The following is an 18,809-nucleotide window of genomic DNA, read 5'->3' on the forward strand; positions in this document are numbered from 1 at the left end:
TTTGAATTCCATTATAAAAATAGAATCCCTTTCGAAAAAGTACAAAGATGCCGATCAGTTTTCTTTGAACGATGTTTCGCTGGAGATAAATGAAGGGCAAATTTTCGGATTATTAGGCCCGAATGGCGCTGGAAAAACAACTTTAATTTCAATGCTCTGCGGATTGATCAAACCAACTTCGGGACATTTTTCAATTGATGATTTGGACTATCATCATCATTCATCCAAAATCAAAAAAATCATTGGCGTTGTTCCTCAGGAATATGCTTTGTATCCAACTTTGACCGCAAGAGAAAATCTGCATTATTTTGGAAGCATGTACGGTTTGAAAGGTTCAGACTTGAAAGATAAAGTAATCGAAACTTTAGATCTTTTGGGTTTATTGAAATTTGCTGATAAACAAATTCACACCTTTTCTGGCGGAATGAAACGCCGTGTGAATTTGATTGCCGGAATTCTTCATAATCCAAAAGTTTTATTTTTAGATGAACCAACTGTTGGTGTTGATGTTCAATCAAAAAATGCTATTTTGGATTATCTGAAAATATTAAATCAAAACGGAACTACAATTATTTATACCTCGCATCATTTGGCTGAAGCCGAAGATTTCTGCACGAATATTGCCATTTTGGACCGAGGCAAAATTTATGCAAAAGGAACTCCTTCAAGCTTAATTGAAACGACAGAAAATGCTCGAAATCTCGAAGACGTTTTTATTTCATTAACCGGTAAAGACTTGAGAGATGCTATATAAAATTTGGATGTCAATAGTAAAAGAATTTCTTTTATTAAAAAGAGATTTAGGCGGTTTGATCATATTATTTATCATGCCATTGGTTTTGGTTATTACGGTTACCATCATTCAGGACAGTACTTTTAAAACCGTCAGCGATAATAAAATTCAGATTTTATTGGTTGACAATGATAAAGGTTCGGTTTCGAAAACGGTTTTTGATAATCTTCAAAAGAATAATTTATTCAGCGTTGTAACGCAACTTGACAATAAAACAATTACCGAAGAAGTTGCCAGAGAAAATGTCTACAAAGGAAAATTTCAATTGGCGATCGTAATTCCGAAAAACCTCAGCGCCGATTTGCAAGCTAAAGTTGATCAGAATGTCGAAAACATTGTGAGCAAAATGGGTTTTACAGACAGCGTTGCAAAACCGGAGAAACCAAAAGTTATCGCGCAAAAAGAAGTAAAATTATATTTTGATCCGGCAGTGCAGCTGAGTTTCAAAAACTCCGTGATGAGTTCGATTGACAAAATGATTTCGCAAATTGAAACCAAATCAATTTATACTGCTTTCCAGAATCAGTTTGGCGAAGAAAACACCGAATTTGATCAAAAGAGTTTTATTACGTTCAAAGAAATAATTCCAAGAATCAACAACAAAGAAGTATTGCCAAATTCGGTTCAGCATAACGTTCCGGCCTGGACACTTTTTGCTATATTTTTTATCGTGATTCCGCTTTCAATCAATATTGTAAAAGAAAAATCACAAGGAACTTTTGTTCGATTATTGACCAATCCGGTTTCTAATTTAGTAGTCATTATTGGTAAAACGATTACCTATTCTGTTATTTGCATGATTCAGTTTTATATGATGGTTGCTGTTGCTATTTTCCTGTTTCCGCACATTGGTTTGCCTCCTTTAAATGTTGAAGGACATTTATTTTTAATGAGTGTTGTCGCTTTATTTTCAGGTTTTGGCGCCATCGGATTCGGAATTTTATTGGGAACCGTTGCTAGCACTCAGGAACAATCGGCTCCGTTTGGTGCAACAAGCGTTATCATTCTAGCCGCAATTGGTGGAATTTGGGTTCCGGTTTTTGCAATGCCAAAAATCATGCAGATTATTGCCAAATCTTCACCTATGAATTGGGGATTAGAAGCCTTTTATGACGTTTTATTACGCAACGTTTCTTTCGTCGAAATCATTCCAAAAATAAGTTTGTTATTTTTGTTCTTTATAATCACAACTTCCATTGCCTTATTTTATGACAAAAAGAAAAGAACAGTATAACGAAGCCTCAGACTTAACCGTTTCACACGAAATCAGAATTCGTTTTAACGAAACTGATCCGCTTGGAATTGTTTGGCACGGCCATTATATTACTTATTTTGAAGATGGTCGTGAAGCCTTTGGACGCCAACACGAACTTACGTATTTAGACATTGCAAAAACAGGTTACACGACTCCAATTGTAAAATCAAAATGCGAACATAAATTGTCTTTGCGCTATGGCGATGTTGTCACAATCGAAACCACAGTTGTCGATACTCCGGCCGCAAAAATAATTTATCGTTTTAAGATTATTGATGATAAAGGCGAAGTTGCCTGCACTGGCGAAACGACTCAGGTTTTTTTAGATAAAGAAGGAAATTTAATGCTGACAAATCCTCCTTTTTATGAGGAATGGAAAAGGAAAGTTGGGCTGTTGAAATAAAACACGAATTTCACAAATTAGCACAAATTAAAAATTAAAATAATCCAAATGCGTTTCCTGCAAGGTTTCCAAAACCTTGCAGGAATAAAAAATATAAAATGTCAAAAGAAATATACATCAACGAAACGAATTGTATCACACCTTTAGGTTTTGATATTGAATCGAACATCGAAGCGATTTTGCGTGGTGATTCTGGAATTCAGCTTCATAGCGATATTTCTTTAATGCCGAATTCATTTTATGCTTCGATTATTTCTGATGAAAAAATAAACAGTGCTTTTGCAAAAATCAGCACTAAAAAAAAATATTCCCGTTTAGAGAAAATGATGATTTTGGCTTTAGAGCCGATTATCAAAAATTCGAAAGTTGAATTGAATTCAAAAACTGCTTTTATACTTTCGACCACAAAAGGAAATGTTACGGCTTTAAAAAAGAATTCGGAAGAAAATTTCAACAATGCACATTTAAATGTTTTGGCTAAAAACGTTGCCAATTTCTTCGGATTTCAAACACAACCAATTGTCGTTTCAAACGCCTGCGTTTCTGGAATTTTAGCCGTTTCTGTTGCTAAAAGGATGATTCAATCTGAATTGTATGATAACATTTTTGTTGTAGCCGGCGACGAAGTTTCAGAATTTGTTTTGTCTGGATTTAATGCTTTTCAGGCGATGAGCGAATTGCCTTGTAAACCCTATTCTAAAAACAGAACCGGAGTAAGTTTGGGCGAAGCAACTTCAGCAGTTTTAGTTTCGGCGGAAGCCAAAAATTCAAAAATAAAAGTAATTGGCGACAGTTCAATAAACGATGCAAATCATATTTCGGGACCTTCAAGAACTGGCGAAGGTTTGTTCAGAAGTATTCAAAATGCTTTGAAAGAAGCAAAAATTGAAGCCAATAAATTAGATTATATTTCCGCACACGGAACTGCAACGCCATTCAACGACGAAATGGAAGCCATTGCCTTAAATCGATTGGATTTACAAAATGTTCCCATCAATAGTTTAAAAGGATTTTACGGTCATACATTAGGCGCTTCGGGATTATTGGAAACGGTAATTGCGATTGAATCAGCGAATAAAAATATGCTTTTTGAATCAAAAGGTTTTGATGAAATTGGAGTTAGCGAAGTTGTAAATGTTATTGAGAAAAATAAAGAAGCAAGTATTGTGTATTTTTTGAAAACGGCTTCTGGATTTGGAGGTTGTAATACGGCTGTGGTTTTTGAAAAAGTGAAACACGAATTACACTAATTTTCACGAATTAAAATTAGTTTTAAATAAATGAAGCTGTCAAAATTTATATTTATAACTCTAATTCTTCTTTCTTCTTTTGGATGTAAAAAGAAAGAAGTTGAGAAGGTAGACGAACTACAATTTGAGAAAGGCGTCTTAAACAATGTCTTTGTAGAAATTGTAGACTCTATCTATATGGATCGAAGAATAATTGTTCCGCCACCGCCACCAAGATTTAATTCAGAAACAAATAAAGTGGATACAACCGGTCATCATAAAGAATTAAAGGAATATTGGCGTAACCGAGATAGAATCAAAAATGATAAAACAAGAATACTTCTTGGCGTTTATACCGATATAGAGAAAATTAGTTCTTTTGAAACTGAAATGATTCTTAGGCAATTAAATATCGCAGGCTATTTATATGACAATTCAAAAGAAACAGACAAATACAAATTGGATTTAAAACCTTTTGAAAATAACAAAAAATTTAATTTTCAGAACTCATCAAAATACCCTCATGAAAAAAATTGGGACTTAAATGATAAAAGTAATGTACGATTTCCTGTTGGAACAATTTCTGTATCAAGAATTCAATTCAATAAAGCAAAAACGAGAGGAATTTTAACAGCTGGAGCTTCTTGTGGTGGCGGAAAATGCGGAAGAGGTTTTTTAATTATAATTGAAAATAATTCTGGAACGTGGAAAATTGCCGAAGTAATTCATACTTGGGTTTCTTAAAACACAAATTGCACAAATTTTCACGAACTAATTAGTGTAATTTTTAGCCAAAGAATAATCTGTGTTAATCTGTGAAATTCGTGTTTAAATTAAAATAATGACTCAAAATAAAACCCACATACAATCCTATATCACCATTCAAAACAACGAAATTGTTTTGAACGGAACTTCTGTATTCAAAATTGAACCGACGGATTTCGCTGATTTCTCCAAACAAGCATTGCGTAATTTTGAAATCCAATATCCAAAGTTTTTCAAAATGGATGCTTTGAGCAAATTGGCTTTTTTAGGTTCAGAATTGCTTTTGAGTGCGATAACTTCTTCGGAAGAAGAAAATAATATCGCTTTAGTTTTGGCCAATAAATCATCGAGTTTAGATACCGATGTAAAATATCAGGAATCGATTTCTGACAAAGAAAACTATTATCCGAGTCCGGCAGTCTTTGTTTATACACTACCAAATATTTGTTTGGGCGAAATAAGTATCCGTCATCAGCTAAAAAGTGAGAATTCTTTCTTTATATTTGATGCTTTCAACACTGAATTCATGTCGAATTATTCGAATATTTTATTGAATTCAGATAAAGCAGATAAAGTTCTTTGTGGCTGGGTGGAATATTTTAACGAAGATTACAAAGCTTTTCTCTGCGTAATTGGCAAAGAAGAAAACGAGAAATATAGAGACGAAAATATCAATACATTATACAATAAATAATCATGGAAGCATTAAAAGAAGAATTAAAAAATAAAATCATTACGACTTTAAACTTAGAAGATATCGCTGTTGAAGACATTGCAGACAACGATCCTTTGTTTGGAGACGGTTTAGGTTTAGACTCGATTGATGCACTTGAATTGATCGTGATTTTGGATAAAGATTACGGAATTAAATTAGTTGACCCGAAAGAAGGAAAAGCAATTTTCCAGTCAATCGAAACTATGGCAGCATATATTAGCGCCAACAGAACTAAATAAATTTTAGATTTTAGACTTTAGATTTTAGATTGCCGAGGGTAATCTAAAATTTAAATTTATCAACTTTGACAAAGTTCTAAGAATCTACAATCATAAATCTAAAATCTAAAATGGCAAGAGGTGTCGCAATAACGGGAATGGGAATTATCTCTTCGATTGGAAATTCAGTCGAAGAAAATTATATTTCCTTGATCGAAAATAAAATCGGTATTTCCCGAATTGAAAATATTCCGACGGTTCATGCCGATGTCATCAACGTTGGTGAAATCAAAAAAACCAACGAAGAATTGATTGCCGAATTACAACTTTCGGAAAATAATAATTTTTCGAGAACCGCAATGATTGGCGCTTTGGCAGCTAAACAAGCAGTTGAAAATGCTGGAATTACTTCCATAAACGAATTTAGAACCGGACTTATTTCTGCGACAAGCGTGGGCGGCATGGATATGACCGAAAAACATTATTTCGATTATTTCGAAAAACCAGAATTGGTCAAATACATAACTTGTCACGACGGCGGTGATGTTGCACAAAAAATCGCTGAAGAACTTGGTTTAAAAGGAATGGTTACGACAATTAGTACGGCTTGTTCTTCTGCGGCAAACTCGATTATGTTGGGTGCTAGACTGATTAAAACCGGAAAACTCGATCGCGTAATTGTGGGCGGAACAGATGCTTTGGCAAAATTTACCATCAACGGATTTAAGACTTTGATGATTTTATCTGACGATTATAATAAACCTTTTGACAACAACAGAAAAGGTTTAAATCTTGGAGAAGCGGCTGCGTTTTTGGTTTTAGAATCGGATGAAATTGTGGCGAAGCAAAACAAAAAAGTCTTGGCACGAGTTTCGGGTTACGGAAATGCAAATGATGCTTTTCACCAAACTGCTTCTTCAGAAAACGGCGACGGCGCTTATTTGGCCATGAAAAAAGCCTTTGAAGTTTCGGGAATAAAACCTTCTGAAATTGATTATATCAATGTTCACGGAACTGCAACGCCAAACAATGATTTATCTGAAGGAAGAGCTTTACTCCGAATTTATGAAGATCAAAAAGTTCCGGATTTCAGTTCGACAAAACCTTTTACCGGCCACACTTTAGCGGCGGCGGCGGCGATTGAAGCCGTTTATTCTGTTTTGGCCATTCAAAATAATGTGGTTTACCCGAATTTGAATTTTGAAAATCAAATGGAGGAGTTTGATTTGAAACCGCAGACTTCTTTAAAAAATAAAAATATCGAACACGTTTTATCTAATTCTTTTGGTTTTGGAGGAAATTGTTCAACCCTTATATTTTCGAAAAACGCATGAAATCGCCATGATTCTAATAAAAGCTTAATTTAAACCGCAAATTACACAAATTCACACAAATTAATTTGCGAAAATTTGTGTAATTTGTGGTTTAAAAAAATTCAGAAACTGAAGGCAAAATCTCCTAAAGTATATAGTTTTAAACTATTTTGAAACCAATAGTAAGAATGACAATTCCGTATTCCCTTAAAAAACAAATTTAATCTTCGCATGAAAAAAACATATATAAATGGAGTAGGCTGTATTTCAACTCAAAAAACATTTGATACTGTTTTTTTAGAAGAAGCTGTTGTAAATAACAGCGAGACCGTTTTACAAATTATTCCTCCCGTTTACAAAGATTATATTTCTCCTGCTATGATTAGAAGAATGGCAAAAGGAGTAAAAAACGGAATCGTAGCTTCGGCTTTGGCGATGAAAGATGCCAATGTTGAAAATGTTGACGCGATCATTACCGGAACCGGTTTGGGCTGTATTGAAGATTCTGAAAAATTCCTGAAAAACATTCTCGACAATAATGAAGAGTTTTTAACCCCAACTTCTTTTATTCAATCTACGCATAATACTGTTGGTGCACAAATTGCACTTTCACTACAATGCAAAGGTTATAATTTTACCTATGTAAATGGTGCGGTTTCTTTTGAATCTGCCCTTTTAGATGCTAAAATGCAAATTGAAGAAGACGAAGCCAATTCGATTTTAGTGGGCGGAGTTGATGAAAACGGAGAATATACGGTATCACTTTTTAAATTAGCCGGAAGAATTAAAAAAGAAAATGATCTTCCTTCCGAAGTTTTAAACGCAAATTCAACTGGGGTTGTTTATGGAGAAGGCGCAAGTTTTTTTGTTTTAGAAAACGAAAGAAAAGCCAATACGTATGCAGAAATTCTTGATGTTGAAATCATAAATACATTGGAAGAAAATGAAATTGAACCTGCTTTAATTTCATTTTTAAAAGCAAATAATTTACAAATTTCAGATCTTGATGCTGTGGTTTTAGGTTTTGACGGCAACTCAGACTCTAATTTTTATTATCAAAATTTAAGCAAAAATGCTTTCGCAGAAACGCCTCAACTGTATTACAAACATTTGAGCGGCGCATACGACACGGCTTCGGCATTTGCTTTGTGGATGGCTTCAAAAGTTATAAAAACGCAGGAAATTCCAGAAATTATAAAAGTAAATTCGGTTTCAAAATCGATTTATAATACCATTTTATTGTACAATCAAGTAAATGGAAAAAATCATAGTTTTACGTTGCTTTCAAAATGATAACGCATAAAAAAGTCACAATATTTTTTATCTTCTTATTGCTTTTATTATTTATATTAAAAGCCGATATAGGAATAAATGAATTATGGTTTTTAATAGTTCCTTTGCCTTTGATTCTTATATCCGCATATGGTTCTGCACGAATTTCTTCCAATTATCATGTAAAAGCATTCTGCAATAACCCATTAGAAACTGAGAAAAAAATCGCCTTAACTTTTGATGACGGACCAAGTGAATTTACTTTGGAAGTTTTAAAACTGCTGAAAGAATACAATGCTAAAGCGACTTTTTTCTGCATTGGAAAAAACATTGAGGCGCATCCGGAAATTCTTCAAAAAATTATAGACGAAGGTCATTTGGTTGGAAATCATTCTTATTCACATTCTAAGTTTTTTGATTTTTATACCTACCCAACCATAATCGAAGAACTTCGCAAAACAGATCAATTGCTGGAGAAATTCACATCCAAAAAAATCAACTTTTTTCGTCCGCCTTATGGAGTGACGACTCCATCAATTCGCAGAGCTTTAAAATTTACAAAGCATAAAGTAATTGGCTGGAATATTCGTTCGCTTGACGGCGGTACAAAAAATGTTGATTTGATTTTGAATCGAATTAAAAAACGAGTTTCTCCCGGCGGAATTGTACTTTTGCACGATACTGCTCCGCACTCTGTTTTTGTATTGGAACAGTTTTTGCAATTTTTACAGCAGAATCAATATGAAGTCGTTTCTGTAGAGGAACTTTTGAATCTTAAAGCTTATGAAGACTAAATTATATATTTTCCTTTTTCTAAATGTTTTCAGCATTTCCATTTTTGCCCAAGAACAAAAAATGACCGATGCCGAAATTGCGTCTTTCAAACAAGATGTAAATGTGGTTTCGAAAAAAATCAAAACTTTAAGTACTGATTTTGTGCAATACAAACATTTGGATTTTCTTTCTAAAGACATTGAAACTTCTGGGAAAATGGTTTTTAAAGAGCCTGCATTATTATCTTGGCAATACAAAAAACCATACAATTACAGCATTGTCTTCAAGAACGGAAAAATCCTGATTAACGATGAAGGAAAGAAAAGTGCGGTTGATATTGGTAACAGCAAAATCTTCGCCAGAATCAACAAATTAATTATTGGAAGCGTGAGTGGCAATATGTTTGACGACAAAGAATTTACGATTTCATATTTAAAATTGAAAGGTCAAAACCTGGCGAAATTTGTTCCGAAAGATGCGACGTTGAAGAAATACATCAAACAAATTGAACTGACTTTTGATAAAGAAGAAGCAACCGTAGTTCAGGTAAAACTTTTGGAATCATCTGAAGATTATACCCGAATTGTACTTAAAAACAAAGTGATCAATGCAAAAATCGACGATTCAGTTTTTACTAATTAATTGTTTTCTGGCAATTTTTTTAGTTTCCTGTGGCTCGGTCACAAAAAATTATACGCCTAAAAAATTAGATAAAACGAAGATGGAAGTTCCTTATTTCTCTGACCCAAATGCTGATTATGTTTATAAAACAAATATCACAGTTTATGGTCATGAATTGTCTGGAATTTTTATTGCCAAAAAAGTAAATGACACCACACATCGCGTAGTTTTTACAACTGAATTTGGGAACAAATTACTGGATTTTGAAATTTCTGAAAAGACTTTTAAAGTAAATTCGATTGTGTCAGAATTAGATAGAAAAATCCTAATTAATACTTTGGAAGAAGATTTTAGACTTCTTCTAAAAAAGGAATATTTGATTCAGGAACAATTCGAAAATGAAGATTTTGAGATTTATAAATCGGCAGATGGAAATCGAGACAACTATCTTTTCTTCTCAAAAAAAGACAAAAAATTAGAAAAAGTAGTGCGTTCTTCGAAGTCAAAAGAAAAAATAACAATTACTTTTACTTTAGAAAACGATAAATTTGCTAAAAAAGTCGTCATTTTACATCAAAATATCAAGTTGAAAATTGAACTGAATTATTTTAAATCAGAATAAAAATACAAACCAAACCAACTATGAAAAAACTAACCTTAATTGCATTTGTTTTATTTATTGGACTTATTTCTGTGCAAGCACAAGTATCTGTTAGTCCAGGAATTCGAGGCGGTTTAAACCTTACTAGTTTAACCAATATTGATAACAACAGCATGAAAGCTGATTATTATATTGGAGGATTAGTTGCCATAAAATTCAATAAATTTTTCACACTTCAGCCTGAAATAACGTATTCGCGACAAGGTGCCGAAGCACGAGAATATTATAATGGATCAAATACTTTACAGGATACAAAATATGAATTAAATTATGTAACGCTTGGCGCAGTTGCAAAGTTTAACTTTGGTGGTCAAGGTTTTCATATTTTAGCTGGACCATCTCTTGATTTGAAAACAAGTGACAATTTTGGTCGATATGGCTATGATCCTATTGGTACAGATTTCTCTTTTGTTGGAGGTATTGGCTATACTTTGCCAAACGGACTAACTTTTGAGGCAAGATTTAAACAGGGATTAATTGATATTTATGGTTATGATGGTATTGATTATGACGACTATTATTACGATCAAGTTATTTTAAATCAGGTATTGCAGTTTGGAATCAGTTATACTTTTAAAGTAAAATAAATATTGGGCTTTAAAAATATAGCAGTAACAATATTGTTCTTTATTGTACTGCAACTGGCTCATGCTCAAGTAAGTTTTAATCCAGGTTTGAGAGGCGGTTTATCTCTTTCGACTATTTCCGAAACAAAATCGACTTATAAAACTGATTTTTACGTTGGTGCCTTTGGAGAAATAAATATTACAAAAAAATATGCTCTTCAGCCCGAAATAACGTATAGCAGGCAAGGATCTGATAATGTGGGATATTATTTTGATAATGCAGAACCCAAAACCGTAAAATTTCGTGATTTGCAATTGGGTTATTTGTCTTTTACGCTTTTGAACAAATTTACATTTGGACCTGGAATTCAAATACAATTTGGACCAGCAGTTGATGTTCTTGTAAATGATAATTTAGATAAAGTAGAAATGTATAACGATTTATCGCTTATTTCTGGTATCGCTTACCGATTGCCTTCGGGACTTACATTTGAAGCGCGGCTAAAAAAAGGCGTACTTGATGTATTTGATAGTTCTTATTATAATGACAAAAATGATTACTATTTATTTGGAAGCTACAATACGAATGTCAATATTCAATTAGGAATTTCTTATGCATTTGGCGGAAAAAAATAAAAAAATGGTTTTAAAAGATTTTTACAAAGTTCTTTCGGAAGAAAAAACGGGAGACACAAAATATACTATTACGATTCTGGTCAATGAAAAACATGAGGTTTTTAAAGGTCATTTTCCGGGAAATCCAATTATGCCAGGTGTTTGCATGATTCAGATTATTAAAGAACTGACAGAGAAAATTACGCAGAAAACTTTGATGATTCAGACTTTGGCGAATGTAAAATTTATGGCGCTTATCAATCCGGAAGTTAATCCCGAATTACGCATAGAACTTGACATTACAACAACCGAAGACGATTTGGTAAAAGTAAAAAACACGACTTATTTTAACGAGACTGTTGCTCTAAAACTTAGCAATGTCTATAAAAAAATATAATTATGAAACTGCTATTAACATTGCTTTTATGGGTAAGTTTTGTTGGAAATCCAGATCTGACTTCCATCAGAAAAATGTATACCAAGGTTACAAAATCGGAAAGCAATGCGAAAGAGTTTTCAGAAAAATTGGCTGGAATTTCCAATAACGACGAAAAAATTTTAGTAGCTTACAAAGCGGCTTCTATTTTATTGGACGCCAATTTCAAGAAAAAATTAAAAGAGAAAATCGACCGTTTTAAAGAAGGCGCAAATTTATTAGAATCGACTATAAAAAGCGACCCTGATAACATTGAAATGAGAATGATTCGTTTGAGCATTCAGGAAAATGTTCCTGGAATTACAGGTTATAAAAAGAATATAAAAGAAGATAAAAAATATCTTACAGAGCATTATGCCGATCAAAACGGCGCTTTAAAAGAATATCTAAAAGACTTTGTTTTACAATCAAAAAGCTTCTCTGAGAAAGAGAAGCAATTTGTAAAGTAAACGAAAGCAAAATTTACAAATGAAACCTATTTTATCACAGCACGATCTCCTTAATTCCACTTCTTTTTGTGTTATTGTCCCAACGTACAATAATCAGAAAACATTAAAAAAAGTTTTGGATTCTGTTTTAGAATTTACGTCAAATGTGATTATCGTCAACGATGGCTCTACAGATGAAACTCCAGAAATTCTAAAACACTTTTCGCAGCTTACACAAATTCATCATCCAACGAATTTAGGAAAAGGCCGTGCACTTCGAAATGGTTTCAGAAAAGCAATCGAAATGCAATTTGAATATGCGATCACGATTGATTCTGATGGACAGCATTTCGCATCAGATATTCCGAATTTTATCTCCGCCATTCAAGAAGAGCCAAATTCTCTTTTGATTGGAAGCCGAAATATGACTCAGGAAAATGTTCCAAAGAAAAGCAGTTTCGGGAATAAATTTTCAAACTTTTGGTTCAAATTCGAAACCGGGATCAAGCTCGACGACACACAATCTGGTTTTAGATTGTATCCGTTAAAACTGATTCCGACAAAATTTTATACCAATAAATTTGAGTTTGAAATTGAAGTAATTGTTCGTTCAGCATGGAAAGGAATTGTGGTCAAAAACATTCCGATTCAGGTTTTGTATGATCCCGCAGAACGTGTTTCACATTTTCGCCCTTTCAGAGATTTTACCCGAATCAGTATTTTAAATACGGTTTTGGTTACGAATGCCTTGCTTTACATCAAGCCAAGAGATTTTTTTAGAAGAGCAAAAAAAAAAGGTTTTAAAAAGTTCTTTCTAGAAGATATTTTAGAAAGCAGTGATTCTAATTTCAAAAAATCAGCCGCAATTGCGCTTGGTATTTTTATTGGATTTTCGCCTTTTTGGGGTTTTCAGACCATTTTGCTTTTTACTTTTGCTGCTATTTTCAGGCTTAACAAAGTCATTGCTTATTTGACTTCAAATGTGAGTTTCCCTCCATTTATTCCTTTTATAATTTACGCTTCACTTCAGGTTGGAAGCATTTTTGTGTCGAGTGATGCGCCTTTAGTTTTAGACAGTTCGATCACGCTCGACGATATTCAAAAAAATGCTACGCAATATATTGTAGGAAGTCTTATTTTAGCAACCGTTTCAGCGCTATCAATTGGTCTTATAAGTTATTTGCTTTTAACGACTTTTAGCAAGAAACAAATCGAATAATTTTTCGCCACAGATTAAAAGGATTAAATGGATTTTTTCTCTTTGTTTGCCACGAATTTCACTAATTTTCACGAATTAATTTATTTAAATTCTGAAATTGCTTTATCATTGACTATCATTAAAATAGTGGAAGAAAAAACATTAATTTAAATTGTTTTTCCGTTTTTAATTAGTGAAAATTAGTGAAATTCGTGGCGAAAAAAAAATCTGTGTAAATCAGCTTAATCTGTGGCAAAAAAATAAAAAATAATCATGCATCAATACTTTTACGCCATACATTTATTTGTTAACCGAAGAAAATCGCTGTCGGTTGCATTGGCCGTTTTGATGCTTTTGGTGTTTGGATTTTTTGCTTCTCAAATCAAATTTGAAGAAGATATTACCAAATTGATCCCAACAAATGACAAGGCCGATGTTACAGCGAAAGTCTTAAAACAGTTAAATTTCGCCGATAAAATAACTGTCATTTTCAAATTGGAAAAAAACGGTTCTGCAGAAGATTTAAAAGAAATGGCAACTGCTTTTTCTGATAGCGTTTCAACTTCGTGCAAACCTTATGTAACCGGGATTCAAGGAAAAATTGATGAAGAAAACATTCAGGAAACTATTGATTTTGTTTACAATAACCTACCCCTTTTTCTTGAGAATAAAGATTATGAAACGATTCAAGCAAAACTGCAAAAAGACAGTATTGCTGCAACCGTTCAAGGAAATTACAAATCGATTATTTCGCCTTCGGGATTTATTACAAAAGATTTTATTCTTCAAGATCCGCTTGGAATTTCTTTTATCGCTTTAAAAAAATTACAACAATTAAATGTTGGCGACGATTTTACGCTTGACAATGGTTTTGTGATGACGAAAGACAAAAAGAAACTTTTGCTTTTTATAACCTCAAACCTTCCATCAAGCGAAACCGAAAAAAACACGCTTTTTGCGGCAAAACTAAAATCGATTCAAGAAAATCTAAATCAGAAGTTTAACGGAAAAACTTCTATCAGTTATTTTGGTTCGGCTTTAATTGCAGTTGCAAATGCCAATCAAATCAAAAGCGATATTATTCTGACAACATCAATTGCCATGTTTACGCTGATGTTGATTTTAATTTTATTCTACAGAAAAATATTGATTCCGTTAATTATTTTTCTTCCAACAGTTTTCGGAGCTTTATTTGCTGTTGCGTTTTTATATTTTGTAAAAGAACAAATTTCAGCAATTTCACTCGGAATTGGATCTATTTTACTCGGGATCACGATCGATTATTCGATTCATATCCTCACACATTACAAGCACAACAGCGACATCAAAACATTGTACAAAGACATTACGATGCCCGTAATTATGAGCAGTTCAACAACCGCTGTAGCTTTTTTATGTCTGCTTTTTGTAAAATCGGATGCGTTAAATGATCTCGGAATTTTCGCTGCCGTAATTGTAATGGCAACCGGAGTTTTCTCGCTTTTGATTGTACCGCATTTATACAAACCAACAGAAAACCCAGCTGAACACAAGAAAAATGTCATTGATAAAATGGCGCATTTTTCATTTCACAACAATAAATTCTTGATTGGTTTTTGCGTCATCATTACGATTATTTGCTGTTTCACTTATAATGATGTTGGTTTTAATAACGATTTATCACAACTGAATTTTGTTCCAAAGGAAATCAAAGCAGCCGAAAAACAGTTGGAAGAAAGTACAAGTTTGACTTCAAAAACCATTTATGTTGCTTCATACGGAAAAAGCATGGATGAAGTTTTGCAAACCAACAGCAAGCTTTTTTCTGATTTATCCAAAGAAAAAAAACAAAACAAAATTCTGAATTTCAGTTCTGTTGGAGGAATTATGCTTTCGCAGAAGGAACAGTTTGAGAAAATCGAAAAATGGAATTCATTTTGGGATGCCAATAAAAAAGAACTTTTGCGATCGCAATTAATTTTCGAAGGCTCAAAACTTGGTTTCAAGCCGACTACTTATTCGGAATTTTTTGATCATTTGAATTTTGATTTCAAACCCATTTCGGCAAACGATTTTTTAAAAATTCAGGCGCTTCAATTAAAAGAATTTGTAACCGAAAAAAATGGTTTTTACACGATTTCGACTTTGGTAAAAGTTACTCCAAAACAACGTGATCAATTTGTAAAAGCAACTTCTGCCAAAGAAAACATAATTGCAATCGATCGCCAGCAAATGAACGAAACGTTTTTCAGCACCTTGAAAACCGATTTTAATTCGCTTGTCAATTATTCGTTTGTAGCCGTAATTTTAATTCTGTTTTTCTTTTTTCGAAGAATCGAACTAGTAATTGTAAGCTGTATTCCAATTGCGCTAACCGGAATTGTAACAGCTGGAATTATGGGGATTTTTGGCATTCAAATGAATATTTTCAGCATGATTGTCTGCACTTTGATTTTTGGTCACGGTGTCGATTTCAGTATTTTTATGACAAGTGCTTTACAAAAAGAATATACAAGTGGAAGAAACGAAATTGCGATTTATAGAACTTCAATTATTCTGGCTGTAATCACGACAATTTTAGGAATTGGCGCCATGATTTTTGCCCAACATCCAGCGCTGACTTCGATTTCATCGGTTTCTTTGATTGGAGTTTTTGCGGCATTAATTATCACGTTTATCTTCTACCCGATTCTCTTTAAACTTTTCATCTCAAACCGATCAAAAAAAGGAAATCCGCCGTTTCATTTGCGCACTTTTATTCATGGAATTATTTCATTTGCTTATTATGGTTTGGGTGGCATTATCATGTCGATTTTCAGTTTTACACTAATGCCAATTTTGCCATTGAGCGCAAAAACGAAAATGAAGGGATTTAGATATATCGTTTCAAAATTCATGAAATCGGTATTGTATTCAAATCCGTTTATACGCAAAAAAGTCGTTAATAATTTCAATGAAACTTTCGAAAAACCTGCAGTAATTATTGCCAATCATTCTTCATTTTTAGACATTTTGTCAATGGGAATGTTAAGTCCAAAAATTATATTTCTGGTAAGCGATTGGGTTTACAACTCTCCAATTTTTGGCGGTGTTGTGAGAAAAGCTGGTTTTTATCCCGTTTCGGAAGGTTTGGAAGGTGGCGTTGAACATTTGCGAAAAAAAGTAAACGAAGGATATTCTTTAATGGTTTTTCCGGAAGGAACTCGTTCAGAAAATAATATTATTAAACGTTTCCATAAAGGTGCTTTTTTCCTTGCCGAAGAATTTAATCTCGACATCATTCCTATTGTGATTCACGGCGCTTCTGAATTAATTCCGAAAGGTGATTTCGTCATTCACAACGGAAAATTAACAATTACGATTCTGGAAAGAATTTCGCCTGAAAACGCATCCTTTGGAAAAAATTACGCCGAAAGAACAAAACAAATAAGTACTTTCTTCAAAGCAGAATATCGTACTATTCGTCAGGAATTAGAAGGTGCCGATTATTTTAAATCGATGTTGCTCCACAGTTTTGATTATAAAGAAATTGAAGTGGTGGACAGTGTAAAAAAAGATATCAAAAAGCATCTAGAAACCTATTTTGTTCTTGGAAAACAATTTTCGGCGAAAGCCAAATTATTGCATCTAGCTGACAACTACGGACAATTAGATGTTTTATTAGCTTTGCAAGAACCACAACGAAAAATTCATACTTATATTTCTGATGAAGAAAAACGCGACGTAGCCAAAACCAATTATGTTGTTGGAAAACGAAAAATAACCTATCTCGAAAATTTAGAAACAATATCAGAAAATCAATATGATGCCGTTTTAATTTCAGATGAAAATCATGAAAATGAAATTCAGAATGTTATTTCTGCAACATCTTGTATAATTTTAATTGATTGCCCTAGTTTAAAAGATACAATCATCAACCTTGGTTTTCATTGTGTTATTGAAGAAAACGGCCTGATTATTTTTAAGAAAAACTAACATGAAGGAACATTACGATGTAGTAATTATCGGCAGTGGTTTAGGCGGATTGGTTTCGTCTATTATTCTGGCTAAAGAAGGCTACAGCGTTTGTGTGCTCGAAAAAAACAATCAATACGGCGGAAATCTTCAGACTTTTGTTCGGGACAAAACTATTTTTGATACTGGAATTCATTACATCGGGGGTTTAGGCGAAGGCCAAAATCTGCATCAATATTTCAAATATTTAGGAATTATCGATAAGTTAAATCTGAAGCAATTAGATAAAAATGCTTTCGATATTATTTCTTTCGAAAATGACAATACCGAATATCCGCATGCGCAAGGGTATGAAAATTTTGTTCAACAATTAGCAAAATATTTCCCCGAAGAAGAATCAAATATTGAAAAATACTGTCAAAATTTACAAACCATTTGCAACTCTTTTCCGCTTTATAATTTAGAATGGGAAGGAAAATATGATTCTGAAATTTTGACGCTCAATGCAAAAGAAACAATCGATTCGTTTACCAAAAATGAAAAACTAAAAGCAGTTCTGGCGGGTTCGAATTTTCTGTACGCGGGCATTCCTGATAAATCGCCTTTTTATGTTCATGCGTTAATTGTAAATTCATATATTCAAAGTTCATGGCGTTGTATCAATGGCGGAAGCCAAATTACAAAACAGCTTTTGAAACAGCTCAAAAAATACGGAGGCGAATTTTACAAGCATAAAGAAGTTACACGAATTGAAGTCGAAAATCACAAAGTGAATTCGGTTGAAATGAAAGATGGAACTCACGTTTCTGGGGCATATTTTATTTCGAATATTGAGCCCAAAACAACTTTGAAAATGGCGGGAGAAGAAAACTTCAGAAAACCATTTTTTAACCGAATCCAAAATCTTGAAGGCGTACTTTCGGCTTTCAGTCTGTATCTTGTTTTTAAACCTGAATCGTTCAAATATATCAACCATAATTATTATCATTTCAAAAACAGCGACGACGTTTGGACGGCACATGAATATGACGAAAATTCTTGGCCAAAAATGTATATGGCTTCCATGAACGCTTCAAAAGAAGACGAAATCTGGGCCGATGGAATGACTTTTATAACCTACATGAAATTTGACGATGTTTTGCCTTGGGCAGAAACATTTAATACTACTGTCGAAAAAAATGATCGAGGCGAAAGTTATGAAGAATTCAAAACTAGAAAAACAGCTAAATTTTTGGATGAAATCGAAATCAAATTTCCCGGAATTAGAGATTGCATCAAATCGATACATACTTCAAGCCCACTTTCATATCGCGATTATATTGGCGGTGATAACGGAAATATGTACGGTTATGTCAAAGATTCTAACAATCCGATGAAAACTTTGATTCCGTCAAAAACCAAAATCGAAAATTTATACCTGACTGGCCAAAGCATCAATATGCACGGCGTTTTAGGCGTAACTATTGGCGCGGTTGTAACCTGTTCTGAAATTGTTGGGAAGGAATATTTGATTACTAAAATTAATCAAGCTAAATAAATGAATTATGGAATTGAAGTCAATTGGTTTGGTTAGCAGGTTTAATCACAAGGCTTCAGCAACAGATTGAAATACTT

Annotated in this window: 19 protein-coding genes; all 19 read left to right on the forward strand. The window is 33.4% G+C overall.

What is annotated here, in order from left to right:
* Position 1 precedes the first annotated feature (1 nt).
* On the forward strand, positions 2-754 hold the full coding sequence (locus EYY60_RS04375; protein WP_132988178.1) for an ABC transporter ATP-binding protein: 753 nt from the start codon (positions 2-4) through the stop codon (positions 752-754).
* Positions 744-2,027 (forward strand): ABC transporter permease, encoded by a 1,284-nt coding sequence (locus tag EYY60_RS04380; RefSeq protein WP_162847848.1) that lies wholly within the window; start codon positions 744-746, stop codon positions 2,025-2,027. Before EYY60_RS04375 ends, EYY60_RS04380 begins: the two co-directional genes overlap by 11 nt.
* On the forward strand, positions 2,002-2,451 hold the full coding sequence (locus tag EYY60_RS04385; protein WP_132988180.1) for an acyl-CoA thioesterase: 450 nt from the start codon (positions 2,002-2,004) through the stop codon (positions 2,449-2,451). The genes EYY60_RS04380 and EYY60_RS04385 overlap by 26 nt, the downstream gene beginning before the upstream one ends.
* 98 nt (positions 2,452-2,549) lie before the next feature.
* Positions 2,550-3,701, forward strand: coding sequence for a beta-ketoacyl synthase N-terminal-like domain-containing protein (locus EYY60_RS04390; RefSeq protein WP_132988181.1), 1,152 nt, complete (start codon positions 2,550-2,552; stop codon positions 3,699-3,701).
* A 30-nt stretch (positions 3,702-3,731) separates the two neighbouring features.
* Positions 3,732-4,424 (forward strand): hypothetical protein, encoded by a 693-nt coding sequence (locus EYY60_RS04395; protein WP_132988182.1) that lies wholly within the window; start codon positions 3,732-3,734, stop codon positions 4,422-4,424.
* 97 nt (positions 4,425-4,521) lie between these two features.
* Complete coding sequence (locus EYY60_RS04400; RefSeq protein ID WP_132988183.1) at positions 4,522-5,139, forward strand: 3-oxoacyl-ACP synthase; 618 nt, start codon at positions 4,522-4,524, stop codon at positions 5,137-5,139.
* Positions 5,140-5,141: 2 nt separating this feature from the next.
* Positions 5,142-5,399: a phosphopantetheine-binding protein gene (locus tag EYY60_RS04405; RefSeq protein ID WP_008465883.1), complete on the forward strand. Its 258-nt coding sequence runs from the start codon at positions 5,142-5,144 to the stop codon at positions 5,397-5,399.
* Positions 5,400-5,509: 110 nt separating this feature from the next.
* Complete coding sequence (locus tag EYY60_RS04410) at positions 5,510-6,712, forward strand: beta-ketoacyl-[acyl-carrier-protein] synthase family protein (RefSeq protein WP_132988184.1); 1,203 nt, start codon at positions 5,510-5,512, stop codon at positions 6,710-6,712.
* 210 nt (positions 6,713-6,922) lie between these two features.
* Positions 6,923-7,984, forward strand: coding sequence for a beta-ketoacyl synthase N-terminal-like domain-containing protein (locus EYY60_RS04415; protein ID WP_132988185.1), 1,062 nt, complete (start codon positions 6,923-6,925; stop codon positions 7,982-7,984).
* Positions 7,981-8,757, forward strand: a complete 777-nt coding sequence (locus EYY60_RS04420; protein ID WP_132988186.1) for a polysaccharide deacetylase family protein — start codon at positions 7,981-7,983, stop codon at positions 8,755-8,757. Before EYY60_RS04415 ends, EYY60_RS04420 begins: the two co-directional genes overlap by 4 nt.
* A complete protein-coding gene (locus EYY60_RS04425; RefSeq protein WP_132988187.1) occupies positions 8,747-9,379 on the forward strand; it encodes an outer membrane lipoprotein carrier protein LolA in 633 nt (210 codons plus the stop codon). The genes EYY60_RS04420 and EYY60_RS04425 overlap by 11 nt, the downstream gene beginning before the upstream one ends.
* Positions 9,380-9,458: 79 nt before the next feature.
* Entirely contained in the window at positions 9,459-9,980 is a 522-nt protein-coding gene (locus tag EYY60_RS04430) for a hypothetical protein (RefSeq protein ID WP_235832288.1), read from the forward strand.
* A 20-nt stretch (positions 9,981-10,000) separates the two neighbouring features.
* Positions 10,001-10,606, forward strand: coding sequence for a porin family protein (locus EYY60_RS04435; protein ID WP_132988189.1), 606 nt, complete (start codon positions 10,001-10,003; stop codon positions 10,604-10,606).
* Between the two features lie 3 nt (positions 10,607-10,609).
* Positions 10,610-11,221 (forward strand): outer membrane beta-barrel protein, encoded by a 612-nt coding sequence (locus EYY60_RS04440; RefSeq protein ID WP_132988190.1) that lies wholly within the window; start codon positions 10,610-10,612, stop codon positions 11,219-11,221.
* Positions 11,222-11,225: 4 nt separating this feature from the next.
* A complete protein-coding gene (locus tag EYY60_RS04445; protein WP_132988191.1) occupies positions 11,226-11,597 on the forward strand; it encodes a 3-hydroxyacyl-ACP dehydratase in 372 nt (123 codons plus the stop codon).
* Between the two features lie 2 nt (positions 11,598-11,599).
* Positions 11,600-12,085, forward strand: coding sequence for a hypothetical protein (locus EYY60_RS04450; RefSeq protein ID WP_132988192.1), 486 nt, complete (start codon positions 11,600-11,602; stop codon positions 12,083-12,085).
* Positions 12,086-12,104: 19 nt separating this feature from the next.
* Entirely contained in the window at positions 12,105-13,283 is a 1,179-nt protein-coding gene (locus tag EYY60_RS04455; RefSeq protein WP_132988193.1) for a DUF2062 domain-containing protein, read from the forward strand.
* Between the two features lie 252 nt (positions 13,284-13,535).
* Positions 13,536-17,216: a 1-acyl-sn-glycerol-3-phosphate acyltransferase gene (locus tag EYY60_RS04460; RefSeq protein ID WP_132988194.1), complete on the forward strand. Its 3,681-nt coding sequence runs from the start codon at positions 13,536-13,538 to the stop codon at positions 17,214-17,216.
* 1 nt (position 17,217) lies between these two features.
* Positions 17,218-18,732: a phytoene desaturase family protein gene (locus tag EYY60_RS04465; protein ID WP_132988195.1), complete on the forward strand. Its 1,515-nt coding sequence runs from the start codon at positions 17,218-17,220 to the stop codon at positions 18,730-18,732.
* Positions 18,733-18,809: the final 77 nt, after the last annotated feature.

This window comes from Flavobacterium zhairuonense, from assembly GCF_004352915.1.
Taxonomy (GTDB): domain Bacteria; phylum Bacteroidota; class Bacteroidia; order Flavobacteriales; family Flavobacteriaceae; genus Flavobacterium; species Flavobacterium zhairuonense.

Excerpts from the sequence above, each read along its gene's own strand:
- EYY60_RS04460 (WP_132988194.1), top strand. The coding sequence starts at position 13,536 with ATGCATCAATACTTTTACGCCATACATTTATTTGTTAACCGAAGAAAA.
- EYY60_RS04430 (WP_235832288.1), top strand. The coding sequence starts at position 9,459 with ATGGAAGTTCCTTATTTCTCTGACCCAAATGCTGATTATGTTTATAAA.
- EYY60_RS04445 (WP_132988191.1), top strand. The coding sequence starts at position 11,226 with ATGGTTTTAAAAGATTTTTACAAAGTTCTTTCGGAAGAAAAAACGGGA.
- EYY60_RS04455 (WP_132988193.1), top strand. The coding sequence starts at position 12,105 with ATGAAACCTATTTTATCACAGCACGATCTCCTTAATTCCACTTCTTTT.
- EYY60_RS04385 (WP_132988180.1), top strand. The coding sequence starts at position 2,002 with ATGACAAAAAGAAAAGAACAGTATAACGAAGCCTCAGACTTAACCGTT.
- EYY60_RS04415 (WP_132988185.1), top strand. The coding sequence starts at position 6,923 with ATGAAAAAAACATATATAAATGGAGTAGGCTGTATTTCAACTCAAAAA.
- EYY60_RS04400 (WP_132988183.1), top strand. The coding sequence starts at position 4,522 with ATGACTCAAAATAAAACCCACATACAATCCTATATCACCATTCAAAAC.
- EYY60_RS04425 (WP_132988187.1), top strand. The coding sequence starts at position 8,747 with ATGAAGACTAAATTATATATTTTCCTTTTTCTAAATGTTTTCAGCATT.
- EYY60_RS04435 (WP_132988189.1), top strand. The coding sequence starts at position 10,001 with ATGAAAAAACTAACCTTAATTGCATTTGTTTTATTTATTGGACTTATT.
- EYY60_RS04450 (WP_132988192.1), top strand. The coding sequence starts at position 11,600 with ATGAAACTGCTATTAACATTGCTTTTATGGGTAAGTTTTGTTGGAAAT.
- EYY60_RS04420 (WP_132988186.1), top strand. The coding sequence starts at position 7,981 with ATGATAACGCATAAAAAAGTCACAATATTTTTTATCTTCTTATTGCTT.
- EYY60_RS04410 (WP_132988184.1), top strand. The coding sequence starts at position 5,510 with ATGGCAAGAGGTGTCGCAATAACGGGAATGGGAATTATCTCTTCGATT.
- EYY60_RS04405 (WP_008465883.1), top strand. The coding sequence starts at position 5,142 with ATGGAAGCATTAAAAGAAGAATTAAAAAATAAAATCATTACGACTTTA.
- EYY60_RS04395 (WP_132988182.1), top strand. The coding sequence starts at position 3,732 with ATGAAGCTGTCAAAATTTATATTTATAACTCTAATTCTTCTTTCTTCT.
- EYY60_RS04390 (WP_132988181.1), top strand. The coding sequence starts at position 2,550 with ATGTCAAAAGAAATATACATCAACGAAACGAATTGTATCACACCTTTA.
- EYY60_RS04465 (WP_132988195.1), top strand. The coding sequence starts at position 17,218 with ATGAAGGAACATTACGATGTAGTAATTATCGGCAGTGGTTTAGGCGGA.
- EYY60_RS04380 (WP_162847848.1), top strand. The coding sequence starts at position 744 with ATGCTATATAAAATTTGGATGTCAATAGTAAAAGAATTTCTTTTATTA.